The organism is Arcicella sp. GW821-FHT09D11 (assembly GCF_059416265.1).
The window spans coordinates 142,621-166,581 of the sequence record NZ_JBWKOV010000001.1 but is presented as its reverse complement, the minus strand read 5'-3'; the positions used below and the strand labels follow the sequence as shown (position 1 = coordinate 166,581).

At 36.4% G+C, this 23,961-nt stretch carries 16 protein-coding genes; 7 read left to right on the top strand and 9 right to left on the bottom strand.

The features are described 5' to 3' along the window. Nucleotides 1–345: 345 nt before the first annotated feature. The 5 genes from AC07N0_RS00595 (at nucleotide 346) to AC07N0_RS00575 (ending at nucleotide 7,785) form a co-directional block, all read left to right on the top strand. The gene (locus tag AC07N0_RS00595; protein WP_494587725.1) at nucleotides 346–2,967 is read left to right on the top strand and encodes a CHAT domain-containing protein; all 2,622 of its coding nucleotides are present in this window, start codon (nucleotides 346–348) and stop codon (nucleotides 2,965–2,967) included. A gap of 183 nt (nucleotides 2,968–3,150) precedes the next feature. Beyond that, entirely contained in the window at nucleotides 3,151–4,338 is a 1,188-nt protein-coding gene (locus tag AC07N0_RS00590) for a PepSY-like domain-containing protein (protein WP_494587724.1), read from the top strand. 58 nt (nucleotides 4,339–4,396) lie between these two features. Next, nucleotides 4,397–5,650, top strand: a complete 1,254-nt coding sequence (locus AC07N0_RS00585; protein ID WP_494587723.1) for a hypothetical protein — start codon at nucleotides 4,397–4,399, stop codon at nucleotides 5,648–5,650. An 88-nt stretch (nucleotides 5,651–5,738) separates the two neighbouring features. Continuing rightward, the gene (locus AC07N0_RS00580) at nucleotides 5,739–6,290 is read left to right on the top strand and encodes an RNA polymerase sigma factor (RefSeq protein WP_492800288.1); all 552 of its coding nucleotides are present in this window, start codon (nucleotides 5,739–5,741) and stop codon (nucleotides 6,288–6,290) included. Beyond that, on the top strand, nucleotides 6,277–7,785 hold the full coding sequence (locus tag AC07N0_RS00575) for a hypothetical protein (RefSeq protein WP_494587721.1): 1,509 nt from the start codon (nucleotides 6,277–6,279) through the stop codon (nucleotides 7,783–7,785). Before AC07N0_RS00580 ends, AC07N0_RS00575 begins: the two co-directional genes overlap by 14 nt. 149 nt (nucleotides 7,786–7,934) lie before the next feature. Here AC07N0_RS00575 and AC07N0_RS00570 read toward each other — a convergent pair whose 3' ends face one another. The 8 genes from AC07N0_RS00570 to AC07N0_RS00535 form a co-directional block, all read right to left on the bottom strand. Next, complete coding sequence (locus tag AC07N0_RS00570; RefSeq protein WP_494587720.1) at nucleotides 7,935–8,420, bottom strand: DinB family protein; 486 nt, start codon at nucleotides 8,418–8,420, stop codon at nucleotides 7,935–7,937. 94 nt (nucleotides 8,421–8,514) lie between these two features. Then, on the bottom strand, nucleotides 8,515–8,937 hold the full coding sequence (locus AC07N0_RS00565) for a PIN domain-containing protein (RefSeq protein ID WP_494587719.1): 423 nt from the start codon (nucleotides 8,935–8,937) through the stop codon (nucleotides 8,515–8,517). Beyond that, nucleotides 8,934–9,161, bottom strand: a complete 228-nt coding sequence (locus AC07N0_RS00560; protein ID WP_494587718.1) for a hypothetical protein — start codon at nucleotides 9,159–9,161, stop codon at nucleotides 8,934–8,936. The genes AC07N0_RS00565 and AC07N0_RS00560 overlap by 4 nt, the downstream gene beginning before the upstream one ends. Before the next feature lie 150 nt (nucleotides 9,162–9,311). Next, nucleotides 9,312–11,762, bottom strand: a complete 2,451-nt coding sequence (locus tag AC07N0_RS00555; protein WP_494587717.1) for a glycoside hydrolase family 95 protein — start codon at nucleotides 11,760–11,762, stop codon at nucleotides 9,312–9,314. Nucleotides 11,763–11,981: 219 nt separating this feature from the next. After that, nucleotides 11,982–14,120, bottom strand: coding sequence for a hypothetical protein (locus AC07N0_RS00550; RefSeq protein ID WP_494587716.1), 2,139 nt, complete (start codon nucleotides 14,118–14,120; stop codon nucleotides 11,982–11,984). A gap of 282 nt (nucleotides 14,121–14,402) precedes the next feature. Beyond that, nucleotides 14,403–14,717 (bottom strand): L-rhamnose mutarotase, encoded by a 315-nt coding sequence (gene rhaM, locus AC07N0_RS00545; RefSeq protein WP_492800282.1) that lies wholly within the window; start codon nucleotides 14,715–14,717, stop codon nucleotides 14,403–14,405. A 111-nt stretch (nucleotides 14,718–14,828) separates the two neighbouring features. Further along, nucleotides 14,829–15,605 carry an NIPSNAP family protein gene (locus AC07N0_RS00540; RefSeq protein ID WP_494587715.1) on the bottom strand — a complete coding sequence of 259 codons (777 nt, stop codon included), beginning with the start codon at nucleotides 15,603–15,605 and terminating at the stop codon, nucleotides 14,829–14,831. Between the two features lie 67 nt (nucleotides 15,606–15,672). Then, complete coding sequence (locus AC07N0_RS00535; protein WP_494587714.1) at nucleotides 15,673–18,513, bottom strand: glycosyl hydrolase; 2,841 nt, start codon at nucleotides 18,511–18,513, stop codon at nucleotides 15,673–15,675. 849 nt (nucleotides 18,514–19,362) lie between these two features. Between AC07N0_RS00535 and AC07N0_RS00530 the strand changes: the two genes are divergently transcribed. Continuing rightward, nucleotides 19,363–22,251, top strand: coding sequence for an exo-beta-1,4-galactosidase (locus tag AC07N0_RS00530; protein ID WP_494587713.1), 2,889 nt, complete (start codon nucleotides 19,363–19,365; stop codon nucleotides 22,249–22,251). 132 nt (nucleotides 22,252–22,383) lie between these two features. Here the strand turns inward: AC07N0_RS00530 and AC07N0_RS00525 are convergent, their stop codons facing one another. Further along, on the bottom strand, nucleotides 22,384–23,250 hold the full coding sequence (locus tag AC07N0_RS00525; protein ID WP_494587712.1) for a helix-turn-helix domain-containing protein: 867 nt from the start codon (nucleotides 23,248–23,250) through the stop codon (nucleotides 22,384–22,386). A gap of 142 nt (nucleotides 23,251–23,392) precedes the next feature. Here AC07N0_RS00525 and AC07N0_RS00520 point away from each other — a divergent pair, with 142 nt between their 5' ends. Beyond that, nucleotides 23,393–23,794 (top strand): hypothetical protein, encoded by a 402-nt coding sequence (locus AC07N0_RS00520; RefSeq protein WP_494587711.1) that lies wholly within the window; start codon nucleotides 23,393–23,395, stop codon nucleotides 23,792–23,794. The last annotated feature ends 167 nt before the right edge of the window (nucleotides 23,795–23,961 follow it).

Genomic DNA, 23,961 nt, shown 5'->3' with positions numbered 1-23,961 from the left:
TGTTTTAATAATACTTCATTAAAGTTGATTATTTTTCGCTTATCAGGCTTGTTGATAAATAGTAAACCCTAGTCTTGAAAATTGGACTAGGGTTTATTTTTTTAAGTGAAAATTAGTTTTTTGAAATGATTATTTTCTTGGTTTTAAGTATTAATTTAATCCCCTATTATCTCTTTAAAACCTAAAAATATTACTTTGGTGTTCAGAAAAGCTATTTTATCCCTTATAATTTTATTCTTATCCTACTTGTCGAAGGCGGATTGTCCTTCACGCAATGAAACCATTAATGCCCTTCAAAAAATCTCAAAACTAGCGCCTGCTCAACAAAAAAAAAGCTATTTATTGTTGTTAAAAAAGAGCGCAAAATGTTTTGGCCAAGATTCGGTTTATACGTCAATTCTTAAAAATATTGCTGATTGTTATGCGAACGATAAAGATTATGATAATGCCATCATCTATACCAAAAAAGCCATTCAAATCAATCAATCTGGCAGAGGCAATGTTAACCATTTTAGCTTAGAAGTTAATTATTTCTATTTAGCTCGCTATGAAAACCAGCTAGGGCATTATCAGGTATCGTTAGATGAGCTAGATAAGTGTATTGCTATTGCCAAAACTAATCTCGAAAAAACCAACTATCTCTCAAAAGCCTATGCCCAAAAAGCTAATATTTTCAGTAAAATGGGCGATTTTGAAAAGGCCATCAGTAGCGTAGATTTAGGCATTAGCTTTGGCAAACAAACCAAAAATCATGAAGGATTAGCCTTTAGTTTGATTGAAAAAGTAAAGACACTCACGATGATGTCACAAATCGATAAGGCGAGTGATAACCTGAAAGAAGTAATACAATTATTAGAAGAAAAAGACCCCCTTGGTTATTTACCCTATGCCTATTATTGGGCAGGGCAATTATATACGGCTCAACAACATTACAAGGAAGCCATCTCATCTTATCGGAAAAGCCAACAACTTTACAAGCTTAGTAACAATACCTATAGTTACTCTTTGAATTTTTTAGACATTGGGTTTACCTATTATCAGTATTTGCAAGACTACGACCAAGCCCTACAAAACTATTTGATGGCCTTGCAAACGATGGATAACGCCTACATGAAAGTAATCATCTACGATGATATTGCGGCGGTGTATTGGAAGAAAAAAGATTATCCAAAAGCGTTTGAATATTATCAAAAAGCCTTTGAAATAGCACCAATCGGCTTTAAATCGAGACAACTAGCAGATATTCCTTCTATCAAATCATTACAAGCGGCCGACTTTAAATCTTATTTATTAACTACCCTGCAAGATAAAGCAGATACTTGGCTGGAATATCACAAAGCCACCCAGCGAAAAGATTATTTAAGAAATGCCTTGAAAACCTACATCGTAGCCGATCAGTTGGTAGACTTAATGCGTTTTGAACACTCGGGAACGGAATCGAAGCTTTATTGGCGAAACAAAACCCATCACCTTTATGAACAGGCTATTGAAACCTGTTACCTATTAAAGAACTACGAAAAAGCATTTTATTTTTTCGAGAAAAGTAAAGCCGTCTTGCTAAATGACCGACTGAATGAACTAAGTGCTAAGCAACAACTTTCGCCCGAAGATTTACAAAAAGAGAAATCGCTACAACAAAAAATCACGGAGTATAACACTAAATTGGTAGGACAAAATAGCAACAATGCTAAAAATACAACCTTACAAAACCAGTTATTAGAAGCTCAGGAAGAGCAAGCAGCTTTTATTAAAAGCCTTGAGCTTAAAAACCCAACTTACTATCAGTATAAATACGATACCACGACGGCTTGCTTAGCGGATGTGCAAAAATACCTTAAAAAACCTGCACAGTTTACGAAGGAAGACATTTGCTTAGTAGAATATTTTGTAGGCAACGAGGCTATTTATGCCATGAAAGTATTGCCAGACCAAGCTTATTTACAGAAAATTTCGTTGGTAAATTATGAAGAAAATTCAAAAGCATTTTTGAAATACTGTGCCGATAATCAACAAGCCAATGCTGATTTCTCTGGCTTTTTGAAAGTAGGAAATCAATTGTATCAACAACTTTTTGCGAAACTAGATGTCCCCAAAGGTAGGGTAATCATCGCACAAGATGGATATTTTTTACCTTTTGAAGCCATGAGTAAGTCTTCAAGGAAATCTGAATATTTACTGAAAGACTATGCGATTAGCTATACCTATTCGGTACAATTTTTATTGAAAAATATCAGCAACGAAAGCTTCTCCCTGACAAAGAAATTCTTTGGAATGGCGCCTGTAGCTTATCAGAAAAACTTGAATCAGACAGAACTGACTGATTCGGATAAGTCATTATCAAAAGTAGCCGACTTTTTCTATTTCGGGAAAACCTTTATCAATCAAAGCGCTGATAAAAAAACATTCTTTAATAATGCCCATAACTATCAGATTGTGCATTTATACACCCATGCCCAAGCAGATGATAGCGACCAAGAACCGATGATTTACTTTGCCGATTCTGTCCTAAAACTATCAGAATTGGGGGTTTTGAACAGATTTAAAACGCAATTATTGGTATTATCGGCGTGTAAAACGGCAGTAGGGAGAAATGCCACGGGCGAAGGCATTCTGAGCTTATCCAGAGGTTTTGCCACATTAGGCATTCCTGCTACTTTAACAACGCTTTGGAGTGTGGAAAACAGAGCCACCTATTCCTTAAATGAATTATTTTATCAATACTTGTCTGAAGGTCTTACCAAAGACGTAGCCCTTCAAAAAGCTAAGATAGCCTTCTTGCAAAGTCAAACAGGCGAAAACCAATTACCTACTTTTTGGGCAGGAGCCGTATTGGTGGGCGATGCCTCCGCTTTAAATTCATCTCATACTATGTGGTATGTGTTGGGAGTTGTAGTATTATTGATACTGGCTTTTATAGGCTGGAAGAAATTTAAACGTCCTACTATTAAGAGCAAACTAAGTATTTGACAAACAGCTTTTTCTTTCCCTTCTTTTGCAAATTATTTTTGGTTCATGCAACCCTTTTATTGGGTTGGGTTGTCTATCTGTTTGAAATGCATCTCAAATCTTCCCTTGACTTTCCTGATCAAAAAATCAGGGGAAACAGTTTTAACTTTTCAATCAAAGTGTAATCCAAATTTGTGTGAAATTATGAAAAAAATCCTTTTTGTCTTTGCATTCGCATTGACGGGCATTTTAACGAGCTGTAAAGAAAACATAAATCTTGATCAACAGAGCCAAAGCCAAACAACAACCAATGCGGCAGCAGTGGCCAAGGTTTCGGCAGTAATTAAACAAGGTTACCCAACGGCCACAGAACTTTTAGTAACAACGATAGATTCAAATAAAGTATATGGTTGCGATTTTTCAGTAAATGGTGTTGCCCACGAAGCTACAGTTTCGGCTAATGGCAAAATTTTGAGCACCTATACCGTCAAGGCAGATACTACTAAAGCTGCTTTGATAGATGCCATCAAGGTATATCTTGAAACGAATTACAAAGGTTATAAGCTTGAAAAAGTAGCAGTAGGAAAAGATGCCAACGGTAAGGATGCGTACAAAATTTTGATAGTTTTCAACGACCAAAGAATTACGTTACTCTTCGATGCTACGGGTACTTTTGTGGCTTCTTTCACAGAACCGAAAAGTCAAAAGCCTGATCCGAAAAATGCTCCTAAAACGTATTCAGTGAGTTTAACAGATTTGCCAGCCAATATTCAAAGTCAGTTGAGCGGCTATGAATTTGAAAGGGCGTTTGTAAAAACTAATGCTGATGGAACGAAGAGTTATTTTGTTTCAGCTAAAATTGGCGATGTGTTGTATGAATTAACCTTTGATGGTGCAGGTACGTTGAAAAGTAAGAACGCAATAAAATTGAAATTGCCGAAGCTTGAAGTTAAAACTTTGAAGGATTCAGAGCTACCAAAAGCAATTAAAGATTATCTTAGTACTAATTATTCGGGATGGAAGTATGAGAAAGGGATTGTTATTTTAAAAGATACCTTGCCAGATTCTTATACGGTGGCTATTTCAAAAGACGGTAAAATTGCTACCCTCAATTTTGACGGAAGTGGTAAATTTATCAGTGTTTTAGAACCGAAATTGCCAACAGTTCCTAAAATTGAAGAAAAGAGCATTGCATCTGCCAATGACCTTCCGCAGGTAATTAAAGATTATTTGAATAAAGTATATGTTGGCTGGGTATTCAGTAAAGGAAGCATTACATTAAATAACGATGTAGCACAGGCTTATTTAGTGGTTATTACCTTTGGTACAGACAAATACTATGTTTATTTCGATAAGGACGGAGCTTTTATAGCTGCTAAAAAAGATAAATAGTAAAAGGCAGAACAGTTGTAGGAATGACTAACCACAACTGTTCTGTTTTGAAAACAATATGAGAATTTTTGTAGGAATATTTTTTATGATGGTGTTATGTTTGGTTTGTGCGTGCGACGAAATTATTGAAGTCGAACCCGCTATAAAACCAACCACAACTACTATTTCGTTGATTGATACAAAAAATTATTACACACCCCCTAATAATTTTATTGCTATTGATCTTAAAGTACTATTGAAATCATCAGGATATACCTCCATTAAAATTGAAAGTGCGCCTCAATATGGCAAATATTCTTTTTCAAAAACAGGGTATCTAGTTTATAAGTCAGATTCAACGAAAAACGAAGTATCAGAATTACTGATTTATAAGATGACAAATGGTAACGCGATTAAACGCGATACTATAAAAGTAAATATTACTTCTGATAACAATAAGATTCCGTGTAATGCTGGAGCCATTCCAGATTTCTTTACGGTAAAAGTAAATACGCCAACGGTGTTGGATGTATTGAAAAACGACCGTTTTTGTAATGCCATCGTGGATTCTAGTTCATTAGCCATTTTAGACAAACCTGCTTTTGGAACGGTAGAAATCATCAAAAATAAGATTGTTTATACACCGAGTAGTGGCAATCAAGATGATATTTTCTTTTATCAAATATGTACGGGTGGAAGTAATCCAGTTTGTAGGATTGTCGGCGTGAGGGTTGATGTAGAAGGTACGTGGTGTAAAAATATTTTGATTCCAGATGTAATTGTAGTGGATAAATACGATACTTCTGTACAGAAAATAAAGGTGTTGGAAAACGATAAAATTTGTGATGATTATGATATAAAAAGTTTAAAGGTGTCGATAAATCCACAGTTTGGCAAGGCAACTGTAAATGCCAATTCTGAAATTGAATACAGCCAGACAATCAAGCAAGAAGCTAACGATTTGTTAGAATACACGATTTATGACAAAAACGGGAATAATCCACAAAAAATGTTTGTCGAAATATTGATTCGCACAATTCCTGCTTGTAAGGCTTATATAAAAAATGGAGAAATGGAATTGTCGGCTAGTCAAGTACAAAGCTCAGAGGTTGAACTTCCTTACAGATTATATCTGGCTAGTTGTGTAGGTGTAAAAAGTATAACTATTGAAACCCAACCCATTTATGGAATGATACGCATTGAAGACAAAAAGCTTTTGTATAAGCTTAAACAACAAGATGGCAAAGAGTATACGGATCAATTTAAGTATGTTATTACTACTACCAATGGAGAGATACTGAAAGCCAATTTTACCATAAGAATAAAAAAATAAATGATAAATTTTTAAAGAGGCAGCCCATAAACTTTGTATAAATGGTGTATTCTCTTTAAACAATTCATCATTTAATAAAACTCACTAAATGCTCAACGAACAGGAATTAGTCAAAGCCTGCCAAAAAAACGACCGCAAAGCCCAAACTGCTTTTTATAACCTGTATAAAAGTAAGTTGATGGGTGTTTGTCGTCGTTATACTCGCACGCCCGAGGAAGCCGAAGACATTTACCAAGAAGCATTTGTGAAAATATTTAATAATATTCATTCCCTAGAAAACCCCAAGGCCGTAGGTGCTTGGGTTAGAAAGGCCGTGATACATACTGCCATCAATTATTATCATGCTAATTTAAAATTTCAACAAAATACAGACTATGAAAATATTGTACTAAGCAATGATGATTACCCCAACCTATTATCAACCCTTACAAGTGAAGAACTTCTTGCGCTGATTAACCAATTGCCTGATGGATACCGCATGGTTTTCAACCTCTATGTAATAGATGGTTATAATCATGCAGAGATAGGGGAGCTGTTGGGTGTGAGCGAGAATACTTCAAAATCACAGCTTTCAAGAGCAAAAGAACTGCTTAGAAAGCAACTAAAACAACTGGGAATTATCAGCTATGAGCGCACTTGATAAAGATAAAGATCCTTTTGAGGACCTTTTCCGAGATAACTTGTTTGATTTTGAGTCAGAACCAAACGACAAACTCTGGAAAGCGATAGAGCCTCAACTTCCTGCTAATCCAGCAAGGAAAATACCTTATTGGCAATTTGCCGCAGTGGCTGTCTTATTATTGCTGACGGGCATAGGAGTATACCTATGGCCTTCTGAAACAAGTAATGAAATTGAAGCCAAGATAGAACAGCCTGCCCAAAAGCTTGTAGTTAGCCCGAAAGAGGCAGAGAAAAGTATTGAGAAAAATGAAAACCGTAAGGTTGAAACAAATAAATCAGACAATATAGCGAAAGATTTACCTACTGAAGAGATAAGTACTTTGTCATCAAAAAATATAGCTAAAAACCCTACTGAGGCTACTAATAACAATAAATTAACGGAAGAATTGGCAAGTATATCTTCAAAGATAAATGTATCCAAATGGGCAAGTATCCATAAAAAAGAGGAAATAGTGTCTTATAAAAAGCAGATAGGTTCAAAAGCTAAGAAGGGTAATAAGACTTATATTGGCGAAGTACCACCTATTACCCCAACAGACAATCATCAAAGTGAATTATCAAGTGCTGGTGAACAACAAGGGAATATAACATATAGTAATACTCAGAAATATTCCTTTAACAAAAGCAATACAAAGGGGCGTTCTGGTGTATTCTCAGATAGAACCGACAACACAGTTAATGATAATGTAGTAAATAGTAATAATCAATTAAATGAAGTAACAGAAAATCGTTTTAAGATGCTTTCAGTACTTGATTCAAAAGATTATCATCCGTTTACCAATCATTTTAGAACACCTAAAATAAAATATCGTGGGCCAAAGCCTACTGTATATTTTAAAGAATCTAAACCATTAGAATGGTATGTAAGTGCGATGCCACTTATTAATTACTATACCATCACCGCTAATGGAAACGATGCTAATTATGTGCATAAAATTGCGGTGAATGATGATGCCGACAGACTGGGCTTTTACACACAGGCAGGTTTAGTATTTACTTTATCAGACAGATTTAAGCTTAGAACGGGGCTGACTTTTACCAAAACCAATCATAGTTTTAGTTATCAGGTACGTACAGATTCATTGGTAGTACAGTCGCCTGACAATTCAGGAGTAGATGTAAGTTTTGCAGAGATTAAAAAAGTGTATTCACAGTCTGCTTACTATTTAGGTACTAAGGTAGAATTACAATATACTTTTCTGAGAGGCGAATCACTTTCACATTATGTGAATGTGGGAGTGGAGGGAGCTTACAAAATTAATGGTACTAGCCAATTAAATGGGTTTGCAAATATAGCCTATGGTATTACCAGACAGATAGGGGATAATGCCTATTTGTTTGTTGAGCCGACCTTTAGTTATTCGTTGAATCAGCAGAGTGATTCAAATTCGTTATTATTAATAAAGCCCAATAAAATTGGATTCAATATTGGGATAAACTTCAAATTAAGATGAGAGACTGTTTGAAATTTTTCTGCAAAGGGTTAGCTTGTGTAGTAATCATAGTTGTAGCTATGGTAGTGGCTCTGTTTAGTAGTGAAGTTAGTAAATTGTAATATTAGCTGAGGAGTGTGTTTTTGAAAGGCTCACTTCTCAGCTTTAAATTATTCGGTTCTTAATCTGACAATAATATTCTTCAAATAACTCATCTCTCCATAATGCGTATTTTCATGAAGGAGAAAAAATGAAACTTGGTCGCCGACTGTATTCCCTGCTGGCAATTTATAAGGACTTTCAGTATCCCATCTTTCTTGATTTATTTCAGCAAGCAATGCTATAATTCTTTCTCCTCTTTGTTGAAAAGTAGCTACTAGATTATCCAAGGTTGGATACATTTCATTCTCCAACAGTGCTGTGCCTGGTGCAAAGGTTATGCGTTCGTTATCAAAAGCTGATAGCTTTTCAGTCGGATTCAATAGTTTGATAATGGTATTCCTAATAAAAGTTACATGCCCAAGTTCCCATGTAAAATGATTTACTTTATCATAAGGACGAAAAAAGGCTTCTTCTTGATTAATTAAACTAGTCAGCTTAGTGATTCTGTTATTTGACAGCGCAAAGCCTTTTTGTAAGAAGGGTATTAATTGCATGTTGATTGCGTTTGATTGAAATTGCCTCAAATTTAGAAGAAAAACCTTTAAAAACAGATGGCATGACTTTAAGTCATGCCATCTGTTAATATATTCAAAGTGTCCGTAGAAAATCTTCAAATAATATTACTTTCCTAAAACCTTGTTTCCGTAAACCTTCATATAATGGATTATCTCTTGTCAAGAGGGGTAAATCTAATTGCATTGATAATGCTACGTAAGTAGTATCTTTCAAATCAATTTTTTGAAGAAGTTGCATTGCTTTGTCTAAGCTCTCTTGCTTTAGAACATATTGAGGTAAAATTGTAATTTTAGAGAATACAAAGTAAGTCCATTGAACGAATTCCTCTTCTTGCATTTTCGTTCTATGCTTCAATGTATTTTTATACTTTTCAAGTTCTATTAAAACAAAATCAGGAAGTATAAAATTATAATAACTTAAAAGAGGTCGGTAACTTGCCTTTCCACTTATTAGTATACTCATCAGAATATTTGCATCAATTACAAACTCATTCATTTATGTGCAAGATATTTATGTTCCTCCTGTTGCCAAGCTAAATTTCTTGATACTTGCCACTCTTGGTCATTTTGAAGGTCGATAGACTCTAAGTCGTTTAAAATGTCTTGTGCAGCAAGTTTAATGACATATTTTTGCACAAATTCCTGCAAACGTTTGTCAATTTCTTTGTAACCAAACGTTTGAACAAAAGTATCTTCTAATTGTATTTTGAACTCTACCATTGTGTAAGTATTTAAGTACAAACAAATTTACTGATTATTTTGTTGTTTCTGAGAAAGTAATGAATTGATTTACAGAACTAGTTTAATTATAAAACACAGATGGCACGACTTCAAGTCATGCTATCTGTGAATGTTAATAAGTTATATATCTTACAACCCCTTTAAAACATAAACGCCTCCTTTAGTCGTTTGAAAATCATAAGCATCAAATGCTTTAGCTTTTTTCAATGTTGATTTTCCTGCTAATTTCAATTGATTAGGCGTTTTAATACTACAAATTCCACCTATTGATGAACGGATAACCAATTGCGTTACTTGCTTGTTTTTCCAAGTAATATCTACTTCAAAACCGCCACGTGCTTTCATTCCTTTGATTTCACCATCTTGCCAATCGTCTGGAATAGCAGGTAAAATGTTAATTAGCCCGTCTTGACTTTGGATAATCATTTCTGAAATACCAGAAGTACCACCAAAGTTACCATCTATTTGAAATGGAGGATGTGCACAGAATAGATTTGGATAAGTACCACCACCATTTGTGTAATTAGTACCTTCCATACCTGTCAATTTCAATAGTTCACGCACTAGTTTGTAGGCATGGTTACCGTCGTGTAGCCTAGCCCAGAAATTTATCTTCCACGATTTACTCCACCCTGTGCCGTCATCACCTCTAATTTCCAACGTTTTTCTAGCAGCATTGGCAAATTCAGGGGTACGAAGAGGGGAAATTTGGCGACTAGGGTGCAACGCAAACAAATGCGAAACATGGCGATGTTGTGGTTCAACATCTTCCCAATCTTTGTACCATTCTTGCAAATTCCCTTTTTTGCCGATGTGCAAAGGGAACATTTTTGCTTTCTTAGCAATTAATTCCTTTCTGAAATCAGCATCAATACCTAATTTCTCTGAGGCTTCAATCGTATTAGTAAACAAATCCCAGATAATACCCATATCCATGGTAGAAGCGATAGAAACAGAGCCTTTTTCACCTTTTTCAGTAATAAAAACATTCTCTGGCGAAGTAGATGGTGCTGTCACTAAATAACCATTTTTATCTTCAATAAGCCAATCTTCACAGAAAATCGCCGCATCTTTCATTAATGGATACGCTGTATTTTGCAGATACTTTTTATCCCCTGTAAAAGCATAATGTTCCCACAAGTGTTGACTTAGCCATGCACCACCCATTGCCCAGTTTGCCCATGAAGGCGACCCTTTGCCTTTATCTCCCACAGGGTTAGACAAAGCCCAAATGTCTGAATTATGGTGAACCGTCCAGCCACGGGCATTATAAAAATTCTTGGTTGTTTCTTTTCCTGTTTTAGCCATGTAGCCAATCCATTTCAATAATGGCGTGTGCAATTCAGATAAATTACACATCTCAACCATCCAATAATTCATTTGTGTGTTGATATTGGTGGTGAAATTGCTACTCCAAGGCGGACGAACGGAATTGTTCCAAATACCTTGTAGGTTGGCTGGTATGCCATCAGGACGAGAACAGGAAATCAATAAATAACGACCAAATTGAAAATAAAGACTTTCTAAGGCAGAATCTTTACCACCGTTAGCATACTGTATCAATCGTTCGTCGGTTGGTAAATCTACAGCAGGATTTCCATTCAAAGAGAAGCTTACACGTTTGAAATACTTTTGATAATCAGCAATGTGCGCTTTTTTCAGGGCATCTACACTGAGTGACAATGATGCTTTGAGGAATTTATCTGCAATGGCTTTTTCATCTTTTCCATCGGAATCAGGACATTTATCAAAACCATTAAAACTGCTTCCTACTGAAATAATCAATACAGCTTCGCTGGCATCTGAAATAGTGATGCTCTCTGCATTGGTTGTTACTTTTCCGTCGGTAGATTTTACTTTAATTCTCCAGTCAAAACGAACGCCTCCGCAACCTGTAGAGTCTGTGTAACTAACAGGAACAGCGTTATATTTTACATAACTCGGGTCGGCATGTGCAGGAGTTTTACCTCTAACAACTAATTCATTTGTCCCTAAAACAGATTTTTGAATAGGGTGTGGCGAAGTAGTAGAAGCAGTGAAATTTAATGCTCCTTTTGTACTAGCTTTCAAGCGAATAACCATCACTTGGGCAGGTGCTGAGACAAAAAACTCACGCGTAAATTCTGTATCACCTACTTTAAAACGTGTACTGGCAGTAGCTTCAGCAATGTTTAAATCTCTGTAATAATTGCTTACTTCTCCTTTAAAATCTTGTTGCAAAAGCAAATCTCCCAATGGTTGATAAGCCTCTGAATAAAGTCCTTGTAATTTGTGTGTAAGTTGTTCTGCCTTTTTATAATCTTCATTAAACAGCGCTTCTCTTACTTGTTGAAGATACTTTGGGGCTTCTGGATTGGGGTTCGGATTGATAGGCTTCCCCGACCAAAGTGTTTGTTCATTGAGTTGAATCAATTCGTTGGAGGGTCTTCCAAAAATCATTGCTCCGATGCGTCCATTGCCAATAGGCAAGGCTTCATTCCAATTCCGAGCAGGCTGTTTGTACCAAAGTGTAAGGTTCTTTTGGGCAAAAGAGCTTACTGATGATAGCAAAAGTGCAAAAACAAAATACGTTTTTTTCATAATTTATTATTTTGAGAGATATTTGTTTTATTGTGAGTTAGTTGTGAATGAGTGAATTGTGAGTTAATGATTGAGTGAAATTTTAAATTTGATTAAGTGAGTTCGCGATTGTACATTAGAAGAGAAGATTCAAACGTATTGTAATAATTCACTAACTCACAATTCACTCATTCACAACTAAAACTTCACTCAATCGCTAACTCACTAAATAACAATTGCTTAATACATTTTCTTCAGCCCTTCCCAACGTACTTTCCATTTGCCATTTTTGGGAATACCGGGGTTAGCTGTTTTACAACCGTCATATCCTGCACACATCATGACTACTGCTGATAGTAAGCCACCATTCCCCGGTAAATACAAACGTAAGCGAGCATCTTGGTAATTATGTCCGTTGGGTAAATAGGTATTCGTTCTGATGTCCATCATCAATGCATCCACTGCCTTTTCTGGCTGTCCCAATCGAGTAGCAGTCATGGCTACCATCGGAAAATCCCAACCCCAAGTATCATCCCAATGCCATATTTTCCATACTTTATCAAAAGTGCTTTGCATGGTTGTCATGTTCAACATCGTACTTGCTGGCAACATCCCTAAGGTACAAAGCACACTCGGGTGGTCGGTTAAAAACACTGGATTGGTATAAGAATCCTTAGCGCTTTCTGTGGCTAAATACACCCCATCTTGTACGGGTAGGGGAGATAGTTTTTTCAGCACATCATCATATTTAGCATTTCTTTTCAATCCTAAACGTTCACGCCAAACTTGTGCTGTCGTCAATGCCCATTGCCAATAAGCCAACTCGTATGTCGGATTAAAAGTCTCTTCGGGTTTAAAACGCTCCTGAGCAGGAATTACTCCTTTGCCCAAAATATACCTGCCTTTTTCAGTATCGAAATAAGCATACGATGCCATGAAATCGGCTGTTTTAAATACTAAGTCTTTATACTTTTCTAAAGTAGCTTTATCTAAGTGTTTCCGATAAGCCAATTCAGCAAATGTAATAAAATGAGGTTGTTGCCAAAGTAAATAAGCTCCTACCGACGATGGTGCTTCTTTCCCATCTGGGTCGGTCATTTTTTGCCAACGAACACCTTCAAAACCTTGTCTCTCTGCAATGATTCTAGCTTCTGGTTCTACTTTTTTATACCAAGCCATGCTTTTTTCAAGCAAATCGGTTCTGTTCCATAAGGCAAAATGAACACCATGCCACCAATGCATTTCTAAATGCGGTTTGCCAAACCAAGAATTATAAGTCAAGCCAGTTTCTTGTGGAGGCTCATTGTTAGCACACTGTATTTTGGTAAGATATTGCGAAAGAATGATTCTTCGCTCTAACTCTTTTGCCCTTGGGTCGGTACTTCCTGCAAAGTCTACGACTCCCCCAGTATTCCAAAAAGTTCTCCAAGTTGATTTTGTACTCAATAAAGTGTTGGTAAAATTTGGAATTGTTTCTTTTGGAAGCTTTTCAGAGAACATTACACTGAATTCAAGCGTACTTTCTTTTGTATCTGGACTCACCACAAAATAATGGGCTTCACTTTGTAGTACCTTCGACGGCTGGCTACTTTCTATTTTGATAAAGTATTCAGTATCATCTAATTGATGGTTGAAAACGAAAGATTTATCTGTTGATAACATCAACGAAGACTGGTGCTTATCTGCATTCTTCCAATTATTTCCTTCATCTGTAAACTGGTTGGTTGGGTAGGGCAGGCGTAAACGATATTTTAGCTGACCAGTTTTTAATAATTCAGACTGCACTTTTACCGAAATCAAATCTTTTTGTTGATGAGCAACTGTAATCACTTTTACAGGAACGCCCTCGACAGCAAACTGACTAGTAATTTCACCCGTATAAACATTCAATGTTTGGTGAATATTGGTTAAATCTTTTGGTTTTACGCTAGAACCGTCTTTTTTGAAGAGTTCAAAACCGAGATTGCCTAATTGTAAACGATGTGGATTTTGGCGGAGGAAATTATTAGCAGCTTTTGCTCTCTCGCTGTTAGAGGCCTGTACGGCATAAGGTATTTTTCGACCGTGCGAATTAATCTCTTTGAAGGTCTCTTCTATTTTATAGTTTTCTGTATTGGGGTAACGATGCCAGCCCCAAACGGATTGAGTGCCTAATGAAATGCCTTTGGCATAAAAATCAGGGAAAGTTTGTAAACCCGTAATGTCGGTAGTAAAAGCAAAATCTCCATTACCCACAGACAATGATGCTAAGGTGTCAATCTTGGATAGTACAACTGTGTGGCGTTGTACCAAAGCCTTTCTGTCGATTTTACCTTGTGCAAAAGTATGTTGAACAAGTAAAGCGTAAATGCAAATGAAAAATAGTTTTAGGTTTTTCATAGACTAGATAGTTGAGAATTAGTGAATTAAAAAATGATTTTTATTTGTCTGCGAAAATCAGCGATAATAATCAGCGTATGTCAGCGGGATTATTTTTTTACCCGCAGATTCACGGAGATAAGCAACCGCAGATTTTGGAGATTTTTTAATTTCTCCACGTAAATCAGCGGGAAAAAATAAACCCGCAGCATCAAAAAAGCACAGATTAAGTCATCAATCTTCACATTGATAAACATTAAAGCTGTGCTTTTTTATGATACAACTGCACTCGGAAATCTGTCATTAAGACATTCTATATACACAAGATAAATTGGTAACTACAGGAGAATTATCTGGATTGGTATCCATAATATCACCCATAAATGCCCACCATTTTTTCATGATTTCAGTTTCTGGTAATTCATCGAGGGTATGATTATCTACTCTTTTCTGAACAGCAAACAAAATTCCAGACGCTTCATCTAAATAAATAGCATATTCTGTAATACCAGACTTTACTAGTAACTCAGACAATTCTGGCCAAATTTCATCGTGACGTTTTTTGTATTCTTGCTCAAATCCTTTTTTGAGCTTCATCGTAAAAGCGATTTCCTGCATTTTTTTGAGTTTATGAGTTTAGGGTTTATGAGTTTAAAGTTTAATGTTTATGAGTTCAAAGTTTATGAATCAGAACCTTAAACTCATAAACTTTAAACTCATAAACGCTATCTAGATTTGTGAAAAATCTGTGGGTGTTAAGAAATGGATTTCGGCTTTGGTCATCGCATGGTCGTATTCAGGGAGTCCTTTAATACGATTCCATTCAGAGTCTGCCCCGAAAGCCTTCCAGTGTTCATCTCTCGATGCTTTGTTATCAAAAGTGGTCATATACACCAAATTAGGCTGTTTGCCACCAATGATAGTCTGTGCATAAAACACAGGATTAAATCCTAATCTTACAAAAATATTGATTTCGCCACCTTGATTGAACATATGAATTTTGCTTAATCCTTTTACTTCACTGTGGCTTTCGTACAAACGATATTCGTATACTCTTTCAGCCTTTGGTGCAGTAGTAGTAGGTGCTTTCAATTTTGTCCAGTCTTTAAAAGCTACCGACAGCGAACTTTCATAACGTTCGTAAGCTGGTGTGGCAAAATTGGCATCTAAATAGGCTTTTGCCGCTTTTTGATATACCGCATCAGCCGATAATTTACTCGCTATTTTGCTAAACTGATCCAACGATTTATAAGGAATCAATACATATAGCTTAATGCCATCTTTCTGGTCAGCTTCATTAAAAACACCTACGGGACTAATTCCTAAACGATTGAACGCAGGAATGGCAGCATCTTTGAAATAATCTTCTACTACCTTTTTCTGCTCTACGCTTTTGAAACTGTATACCCTAGTTTCGTAATACTCCGATTGAGATTTAGCAAAAGTTAAGCTAGTAAAAGTGGCAATAAACAGGTAAATAGTAAAAATTGAGATACGTTTTAACATGATTGATATATTGTTTAAAATGGTTGAAAATACAAATCTGTATTCAACGTATCTCAGTCTCAAACCTTTATTTCAATGATTCCACAGGCGTTAATGTTACTTTTTCTAATAATCCAGATTCCTTTGGTTCCCAGTTTTTAGTAGTAAAATAGCCTTTGTCTCCTAGATTTTGTTTTAGTCTTGCCGATACGTTGATGTTATAAAACTTCTGCCAAACTACGCCTTGTGCTTCCAAGGCCGTTACCCTGTTTGCCATTGAATTAGATACTTTTACCTCTAACACATTTTGTGCTTTTAATAAAGTAGTAGGCACAAAAACTTTGTAAGTTGGACCTAATAAAGTACCTAATGATTTCCCGTTTAAAGTTACCGAAGCACTTTCCGCTACTTTACCTAAGTCTAACAAATAACCTTTGGCAACAGTTTTAGGCTTCGCAAAATTCAATTGGTATGAAGCAGTTCCTGAAAAATCCTGATATTCCTTACCTGCTTTTGTCCACGAGCCTAACTTAGTCGTTTCAAGCGTTTTTGGTAAAGTTGGTCCACCATTCAAGAATGATATTTTCCATGTACCTTTCAACTCTACAGCATCAGCACTTGCTTTCCAATAAGGATATTCCGCACCTTTTTCTACTGCTTTTAATGTTTCAAGAATGCACGATTCTCCTATAGCCAATTGCAAATAAACTTCGTTACCATTTTTGAACTTTGCCATGCCCAATACTTCAGTCATAGGATTGTACAAAGCCGCAGATTTTGCTTCAACTTCCAATTTTACCCAGCCTTCAAAAGGTTTCCCAGACTTGTTATTGATAAAGTAATAGTTGCCTTTAGCACTTGTTTTTCTAACAAACTGCAAGCCACTATCGGTCATCGTTTCACGATACACTTTAGCGTAAGTCATCATGGCTTCTAAATCATCGCTCAATAAAAATGACCCTTCGCCAATCTTAGCTTGACTTACTTTGTCGTTTACTTTGGCAAAATTCAATACTGCTAACAATGCCTTGAATTTCGCTCTGCGTTCGTTTAAGTTTCCTAAGCCCGGTACATCAGTAGGTAATTTATGATGAACAATGATAGTCGCCCCTTGTTTGGCTAACTGCACCAATTTTTCCAATGTTTCCAAAGGTACTTGCTCGCTCTCTGCCAATAGTACTGTTTTATAGGCAACGCCACCAGTAATAATTTGCTGATTTTGAGATTGCAGATTAGCAATTTGTTTATCCGAGATAAAATCGAAGCCATAACCACGGTCAATCATCTTTTGGGCTACCTCTTTAAAGTCTGTTCCGTTAAATTCTGGTGTTACGCCATCAAAGTGTTCTAATAAACCTTTATGTGAAGGTTCGGTAAGGCGGTCGGTAATAGGGAAGTACAACAATACGTCGTTATTAGGTTTGCTATCTTGCAAGAACGCCTGTGTACGGGCTACGTAGCCATTCAAAGTAGAGAAATTCTTCCAAAAAGGGTTGTGTGGCGTAAAGTGTACGGCTGCATAAAATAACCAACCCGGAAAGGCTTCGTCTTTAGGAGAATAGTTAATCCCATGATAGAAGATATGGTTTACACCACCGACCAAGAATAGGTCTAATGCTTTTTTAACATCGCTTAATGACGACAAGAAATGCTCGTTTTCCCAAGTGGCCGATTCTGATGAAGTTAGTTTCTTGCCTAATACGTTGGAAGCTGATGAAGCAAATTTGATTCTCAATAAATCAGTCCCTTCAATTTCTGGAATATCTACCAATCCGTATAAATCAAGGGTATTAGCAGGTGAGCCATGTGCCTGATTTCTGACAATCTTACCACGTCCATGTGCCCATTTCGCCCATTCTCCAGTATATTTTTCCAGAATCAAATCTCCGATTGTCGTCCTGTAGTCGAACAATACTCTATGGTTTAAATCTGTATTTTCTTTACTGAAAAGGTTAGGGAGATAGTTTCTTAAATCGTAGCCTCTTCTTTGCTGAAATTCTTGGAATAAATTTTCTGTCCAGTCCGACTGTCCACGTGCATCATCTACTTCGTAAGAGTCATTGAAAAAAGCCCGCATGCTCGAAATATCCGTATTAGCGAAAGCCTTGTCAAACTCCTTTAAATAATTCTGAATAGCTTTTTCTGAAAAGTGGTCGATTACATCGCCTTCGCCACCTGGTCCAGCACGTTCTACCAATTTGCCATGCCAACCTTGGAAGATAGCATATAGCTTCCAGCTTCCTTTAGGGGCTTGCCAATTTAATTGTCCCATAGCACTAACCTCAGCCGTCAAATTGAGCACCTCGCCTTTATCCGAATACGCCATCAGAGTTTGTAATGGCAATGGTCTTTCATATCTTACTTGGTCTATCGCTAATTCTTGGAGATTCTCATTCTTAGAAACAGGGTATTTTAAAGCAGAAAGTTCTGTTTTATTTGGCAAAACATAGCGTAGCAATGGAGCTTGCTGAAAGGTAATCACCTCCGAAAGCTTTTCGCCTTCCTTTAGTTGATAGGTTTTGAAATTGACACTCTTACAAGCATCTTCTGGGGTTACCCATCTGCCCCCAAAAGGCCAGCCCGAAGCATTGGCAACGTCGATACCTAAACCCAAGCGAGTACCTTCATTCAAGGTATGCTTGAACATTTCTACCCATTTTGGTGAAAGAAAATCAATAAATTTCGATTCTTCCCCTTTTACACCATAGATAGGTGTAATCTCTAAACCGCCCAGACCTGCTTTCTGGTAGGTTTCCATATTATACGTTAAATCTTTGGGATTAACTGCGTTACCTTCCCACCACCAGCGTGACCAAGGTTTGGTTTGTTGCGTGATTGGTTTCCACTTTGCTTGTCCGAAACTTAAAGAGCAAGTAATTGATAAGAGAAAAAAAGTTTGAAAGGCTTTTGTTGATCTATGCTGTTTCATCAAATATGGTTTTTATTTCTTGCAAAGAAAAATCAACGACTTACCTGAAGCATCCTGTGATGTCATGCGTTTAGTAATATTTTCTGAAAATATATAATTTTTTAGAAGAGACATTCTGATAAAAATCAACCATGATTTTCGAGTACTGGGACATGCTAAAAAAATAAATGAAAAATATTTTTTTAAGCCTCTCTCATTTGTCCTCCAGTTTGAATAATGGTAAAATACATTAATGCCAAAACCCACTTTGAATAAATACAATTTTTTTGGCATATCAATTTCATGGAAATACACCATTTGCGATTTTATGGCAACGTTCCCGATAACGATGACATGCTAAAATCGTTGTATTTTTCTTATAAAAATGAGATACTATTAAATAATCTCCACTATATCAACCTTAGCGGTAAATATTGTAAAAGTACAAATTGTTATTGTGTTTAACTTTCCTGCTTTGTTTAGTGAAGACACTATAGCAGGAAGGCACAGGATAGTGTTTTTTCTTTGATAATCAATATTTGTTATCAAATTTATACATTTTAAATTTGTATTTCAGCAACGAGATTCTTTATAAAATATTTTTTCTTTATAAGAATATTTACAAAATTGACAGTATATGTTTCCACCATAACGGAAACATTTAGCAATATCCTTGATAGTTCGACTACCTTGTTTTTGATTGAAAATAACAAAAGCATTATAAAATAGATTTTTTGGTGTAAAGACTAAGCCCTGCTGAGAGTATGTTCGGCAGGGTTTCTTATACCTAAAGGGAGTTATTATCGAGGCTTTGTATCATATAAAAAGAGAACCTAAATCGACAAATCATTAAAATTATCTTTCAAACTTATGTTTAAACATTATTGCTTTATTGTATGCTTGCTGGTGAGCAATATGGTCTCTGCCCAGAAAATCTCATTGGCTGGTGATTGGCGTTTTAAAACTGATTCAACAGATATTGGCGTAAAAGATAAATGGTTTAATACTAAACTTCCCGAGACCATTAAATTGCCAGGCTCGATGCTTGAAAATGGAAAGGGAAACCGCGTAACGATTAATACACAGTGGACGGGTAGTATATACGATAGCTCATGGTATTTTAATCCACATTTAGCTAAATACCGTACACCCGATAACCTAAAGTTTCCTTTTTGGTTGACACCTGCTAAATATTATGTTGGGGCAGCATGGTATCAAAAAGAAGTAAATGTGCCTAAAAATTGGTCGAACAAACGCATTGTGCTGACCTTAGAAAGACCACATACTGAGACCCGCGTGTGGATTGATAATGAAGAAATAGGCTTAGAAAACTCGATGTGTGTTGCCCAAACCTTTGATTTGACCGATAAGCTTTCTACTGGAAAACATACTATCTCTATCAGGGTAGATAACCGTATCAAAGCTATTAATGTAGGGAAAGATTCACACAGCTTGACCGACCATACCCAAGGTAACTGGAATGGGATAGTAGGCAAAATAGAATTAGAAGCCGAAGGTAAAATTTGGTTTGACGATATTCAGATTTACCCTGATTTGAAAAAACATTCCGCTCAGTTAAAAATCGTTTTGAAAAATGCATACAAAAAGCCTATTAATGGGCAAATAAAAATAAAAGCCCAAAGTTTTAACAGCATTAAATCACACACACCCAATTTACTCGTAACCGATTTCCAGATAGATGACCAAGAAAAAACCATTACTATCGATTATCCGATGGGTGATGATTTTCAAACTTGGGATGAATTCACCCCAGCCTTGTATCATCTATCTGCTGAAGTCATTGTACAAAAACAGGTACAGTCTGCCCGAAAAGTACAGTTTGGGATGCGTGATTTTGCCATAAAAGGCACCCGTTTTGAAATTAACGGTCGCCCTATATTCCTCAGAGGAACCGTAGAAAACTGTCAGTTTCCATTAACGGGCTATGCCCCAATGGATGTAAAATCTTGGGAAAAAGTGTTTAGAACAGCCAAGGCTTATGGATTAAACCATTTTCGTTTTCATTCATTCTGTCCACCAGAAGCGGCTTTTATAGCAGCCGACATCGTGGGTATTTATTTACAACCTGAAGGCCCAAGTTGGGCCAATCATGGTTCGTCTTTAGGCGATGGGCATCCTATCGACCAATTTATCATGGACGAAACCAACCGCATGGCAAAAGCCTATGGAAATTATGCTTCTTATTGTATGTTGGCTTATGGAAATGAGCCAAGAGGAGGCAAACAAGTAGATTACCTAACCAAATTCATAAACTATTGGAAGACTAAAGACCCTCGTCGTAAGTACACTGGAGCATCAGTAGCCATGAGCTGGCCTTTAGTCCCTTCCAATGAATACATGATTAAATCAGGGCCAAGAGGCTTACCTTGGAACAAGCTACCAAGTAGTAATGAAGACTTTGCGGATAAAGTAAAAGATTTTAAAGTACCTTATCTGACTCATGAATTAGGGCAGTGGTGTGTATTCCCGAATTTTAAGGAAATTAAAAAATATACTGGGGTTTATAAAGCTAAAAACTACGAGCTTTTTGAAGAAGACCTAAAAGATAAAGACATGGGAGACCTTGGCGAGAAATTTTTCATGGCTTCGGGAAAACTACAAGCATTGAGTTATAAAACTGAAATAGAAATGGCTTTAAGGACGCCTATTTCAGCAGGGATTCAGATGTTGGGACTAAACGACTACTCTGGTCAGGGAACAGCACTGGTTGGTATCTTAGATTCATTCTGGGAAGAGAAAGGGTATATTACACAACCTGAATTTGCACAGTTTTGTAATACCACCGTTCCTTTGGCACGTATTCCAAAGTTTGTATATAAGAACTCAGAAAGCTTTGAAGCCAATATTGAAATGTATCATTTTGGGAAAGAAGCCCTAGCAAATGCAACAATTTCATGGCAAATTCTGGATGGAAATAAGCAAGTAATTGCCAAAGGGAAATTTGATAAAACGAATATTCCGATTGGAAACAATTTCCATATCGGTAATGTGACTTTTCCATTGAGTAGCATTGAGAAGGCTCAGAAATTAGTATTTGAAGTGCAAATCAATGATACCAACTTTAAAAATAATTGGGAGTTTTGGGTATATCCAGAAAAGCTACCTACCATCAATACCGACCAAATTTATTTCTGTAAAGAATTGGATGCCAAGGCTGAGGAGGTTTTACAAAATGGTGGGAAAGTATTTTTAGAAGCCACAGGGAAAGTAGAAAAAGGCAAAGAAGTAGTCAACTATTTCCAACCTGTGTTCTGGAATACGTCTTGGTTTAAGATGCGTCCGCCACATACTTTAGGATTTTTAGTCGACCCAACCCATCCTGCATTCCAAAACTTCCCTACCGAGTTTCATAGTAATTTGCAATGGTGGGAAATCGTCAATCGTTCGCAGGTGATGTTATTGGATAGTTTTCCAGCAGGCTTTCGCCCTATTGTTCAGCCGATAGATACGTGGTTTTTGAACCGTAAATTGGGATTAATCTTAGAAGCTAAAGTAGGAAAAGGTAAATTGATTATCTCAAGTGCCGATTTAAGCTCAGACCCCGACAAACGTTTTGTCGCTAGTCAATTATTATACAGCTTGAAAACATATATGAATTCCGAGCAATTCAATCCATCTTCTTCGGTGGATATCAAAGAAATAAAAGCGTTGTTTGATAAAAACTATAAGTCAACTTTCAAAACTTATACGAAGGATGCACCAGATGAACTGAAGGTTAAGAAGCCTACGGCTAATTAAACAAAAATGCTGTCACTCATGGCATGACTTCAAGTCATGCCATGAGTATTTTTTCAATCCTTATCACTAGCGAGGGACTTAAGTCCCTCGCTAGTGATAAGGATTTTTTGCTACTGATTATGGATTGAATCTTTATGTTCCCACCTCCAATTTATACCCTTTACCATGCTGATTAGTAATTTTTACTAGATCATCTTTCTGCAATTTTTTACGAAGTTTCGATACTAATACATCTAGGTTTCTACTTATCACAAATATGCCCTCATTTTCCCAAACCTCCTTCAAAAGTCGTTCCCTTTCAATCAATTGGTTCTGATTCATGGCAAATATTGCTAATAGTTTTGCCTCTCGTTCAGACAGTTCTATGGTTTCATCATCCCACTTCAGGATGCTTTTATCAGGATAAAAAGCATATTTACCGATACTAGTATAATCTAAAACAGGCAGTGGAGTAGGGGCAATACTTTTTTTACGGTTAAAATAGTTGCCCCGCATAAAATACCCGACTATACCCAACGGAATCAGAAGCAGTAAATAATTGTAAAGACTGAGTGATTTTACTTTCAAAAACTCAATTTGAATCATATAGCATCCTACGGGTTGTTTTCTACCCAAGCAAGGCAAAATATTGTCCGTTTTAATACTTACTTCGTAGGCAAAAATCAATTCCTTATTACCGCAATCTATCACATTTACGATGTATTCTGTGGGTAAATTAGTCGTTTTTAGTTTCTTATCTACTAAGCTCACAAGCGTATCAGACACAAAGGTAAAATTGCTCTGAAAAGTAATCTGGAAGGTATTGTCTTTGATTTTCTTGATGGGCAACACCCGAGACGTTGAGTCTTTAGCATGTAGTAGTAACTGATGCCCAATGTCGCGTAGCACCACTATCAGGTGTTTTTCTGCATAGTCGTCATTTTTAGTGGTAGTAGTAGCCATAAAAAATAACGACCCAATCACTAGCACGGCAGATAGTATATAAAATTTTGTTTTCATAATCAGGGGCAATTTAAAGGATAAAAAGCTTGTTTCAATTGTATTTACATGGCTTTTACACTTTTTTACATTTGATTTACTACCTACCACCTTCCATTAGATAGGTTTGTGTCAGTTAATTCAAACATAAACAAATATCGACATGAAAAAAATGCTCACCCTTTCGCTTATGCTATTTTCTTATGCTTTAGTAGCAGAAACACCTGCTAAAAATTATTCGGACGTATTGTTTAATAGTAAAACAATGGTTAAAAAGTTTAATGCAAAGAAATGTTGTAAGCCATCATCAAAAGCCAAAGCAGTTGTAAAAACGGTTATTATTGAATCATCAAAAAAAGAAACGAAAGCAATTACTTCTACTTTCCCTTACCGTGTTGCTATCAAAGACCAAAATTTAGTACAAAAGATGCTTTCTTTTAATGAAGTCTTCCCGAAAATTAATATTAACAATGTTCCTGTTACCTGCAAAAAGAAGGACGCATCAGTTTTATTAGCTTTAGCTAGTACTGACAAACAAGTTGATGCTAATAAAGTAAGTGAATAAGGAAAAAGGTTTGAAGTGTAAAAACGATTATTCAAATCTTACTATTAGGGTGCGACTTAAGCCCTAATGATTACCACAAGTATATAAATGACTGATAATCAAGACTCTTATCCCTAGCGAGGGACTTAAGTCCCTCGCTAGGGATAAGAAATGGCTATGACAAGAGG

Excerpts from the sequence above, each read along its gene's own strand:
- AC07N0_RS00530 (WP_494587713.1), top strand. The coding sequence starts at position 19,363 with ATGTTTAAACATTATTGCTTTATTGTATGCTTGCTGGTGAGCAATATG.
- AC07N0_RS00575 (WP_494587721.1), top strand. The coding sequence starts at position 6,277 with ATGAGCGCACTTGATAAAGATAAAGATCCTTTTGAGGACCTTTTCCGA.
- AC07N0_RS00590 (WP_494587724.1), top strand. The coding sequence starts at position 3,151 with ATGAAAAAAATCCTTTTTGTCTTTGCATTCGCATTGACGGGCATTTTA.
- AC07N0_RS00550 (WP_494587716.1), bottom strand. The coding sequence starts at position 14,120 with ATGAAAAACCTAAAACTATTTTTCATTTGCATTTACGCTTTACTTGTT.
- AC07N0_RS00535 (WP_494587714.1), bottom strand. The coding sequence starts at position 18,513 with ATGAAACAGCATAGATCAACAAAAGCCTTTCAAACTTTTTTTCTCTTA.
- AC07N0_RS00540 (WP_494587715.1), bottom strand. The coding sequence starts at position 15,605 with ATGTTAAAACGTATCTCAATTTTTACTATTTACCTGTTTATTGCCACT.
- AC07N0_RS00520 (WP_494587711.1), top strand. The coding sequence starts at position 23,393 with ATGAAAAAAATGCTCACCCTTTCGCTTATGCTATTTTCTTATGCTTTA.
- AC07N0_RS00555 (WP_494587717.1), bottom strand. The coding sequence starts at position 11,762 with ATGAAAAAAACGTATTTTGTTTTTGCACTTTTGCTATCATCAGTAAGC.
- AC07N0_RS00560 (WP_494587718.1), bottom strand. The coding sequence starts at position 9,161 with ATGGTAGAGTTCAAAATACAATTAGAAGATACTTTTGTTCAAACGTTT.
- AC07N0_RS00570 (WP_494587720.1), bottom strand. The coding sequence starts at position 8,420 with ATGCAATTAATACCCTTCTTACAAAAAGGCTTTGCGCTGTCAAATAAC.
- AC07N0_RS00580 (WP_492800288.1), top strand. The coding sequence starts at position 5,739 with ATGCTCAACGAACAGGAATTAGTCAAAGCCTGCCAAAAAAACGACCGC.
- AC07N0_RS00565 (WP_494587719.1), bottom strand. The coding sequence starts at position 8,937 with ATGAATGAGTTTGTAATTGATGCAAATATTCTGATGAGTATACTAATA.
- rhaM (WP_492800282.1), bottom strand. The coding sequence starts at position 14,717 with ATGCAGGAAATCGCTTTTACGATGAAGCTCAAAAAAGGATTTGAGCAA.
- AC07N0_RS00585 (WP_494587723.1), top strand. The coding sequence starts at position 4,397 with ATGAGAATTTTTGTAGGAATATTTTTTATGATGGTGTTATGTTTGGTT.
- AC07N0_RS00525 (WP_494587712.1), bottom strand. The coding sequence starts at position 23,250 with ATGAAAACAAAATTTTATATACTATCTGCCGTGCTAGTGATTGGGTCG.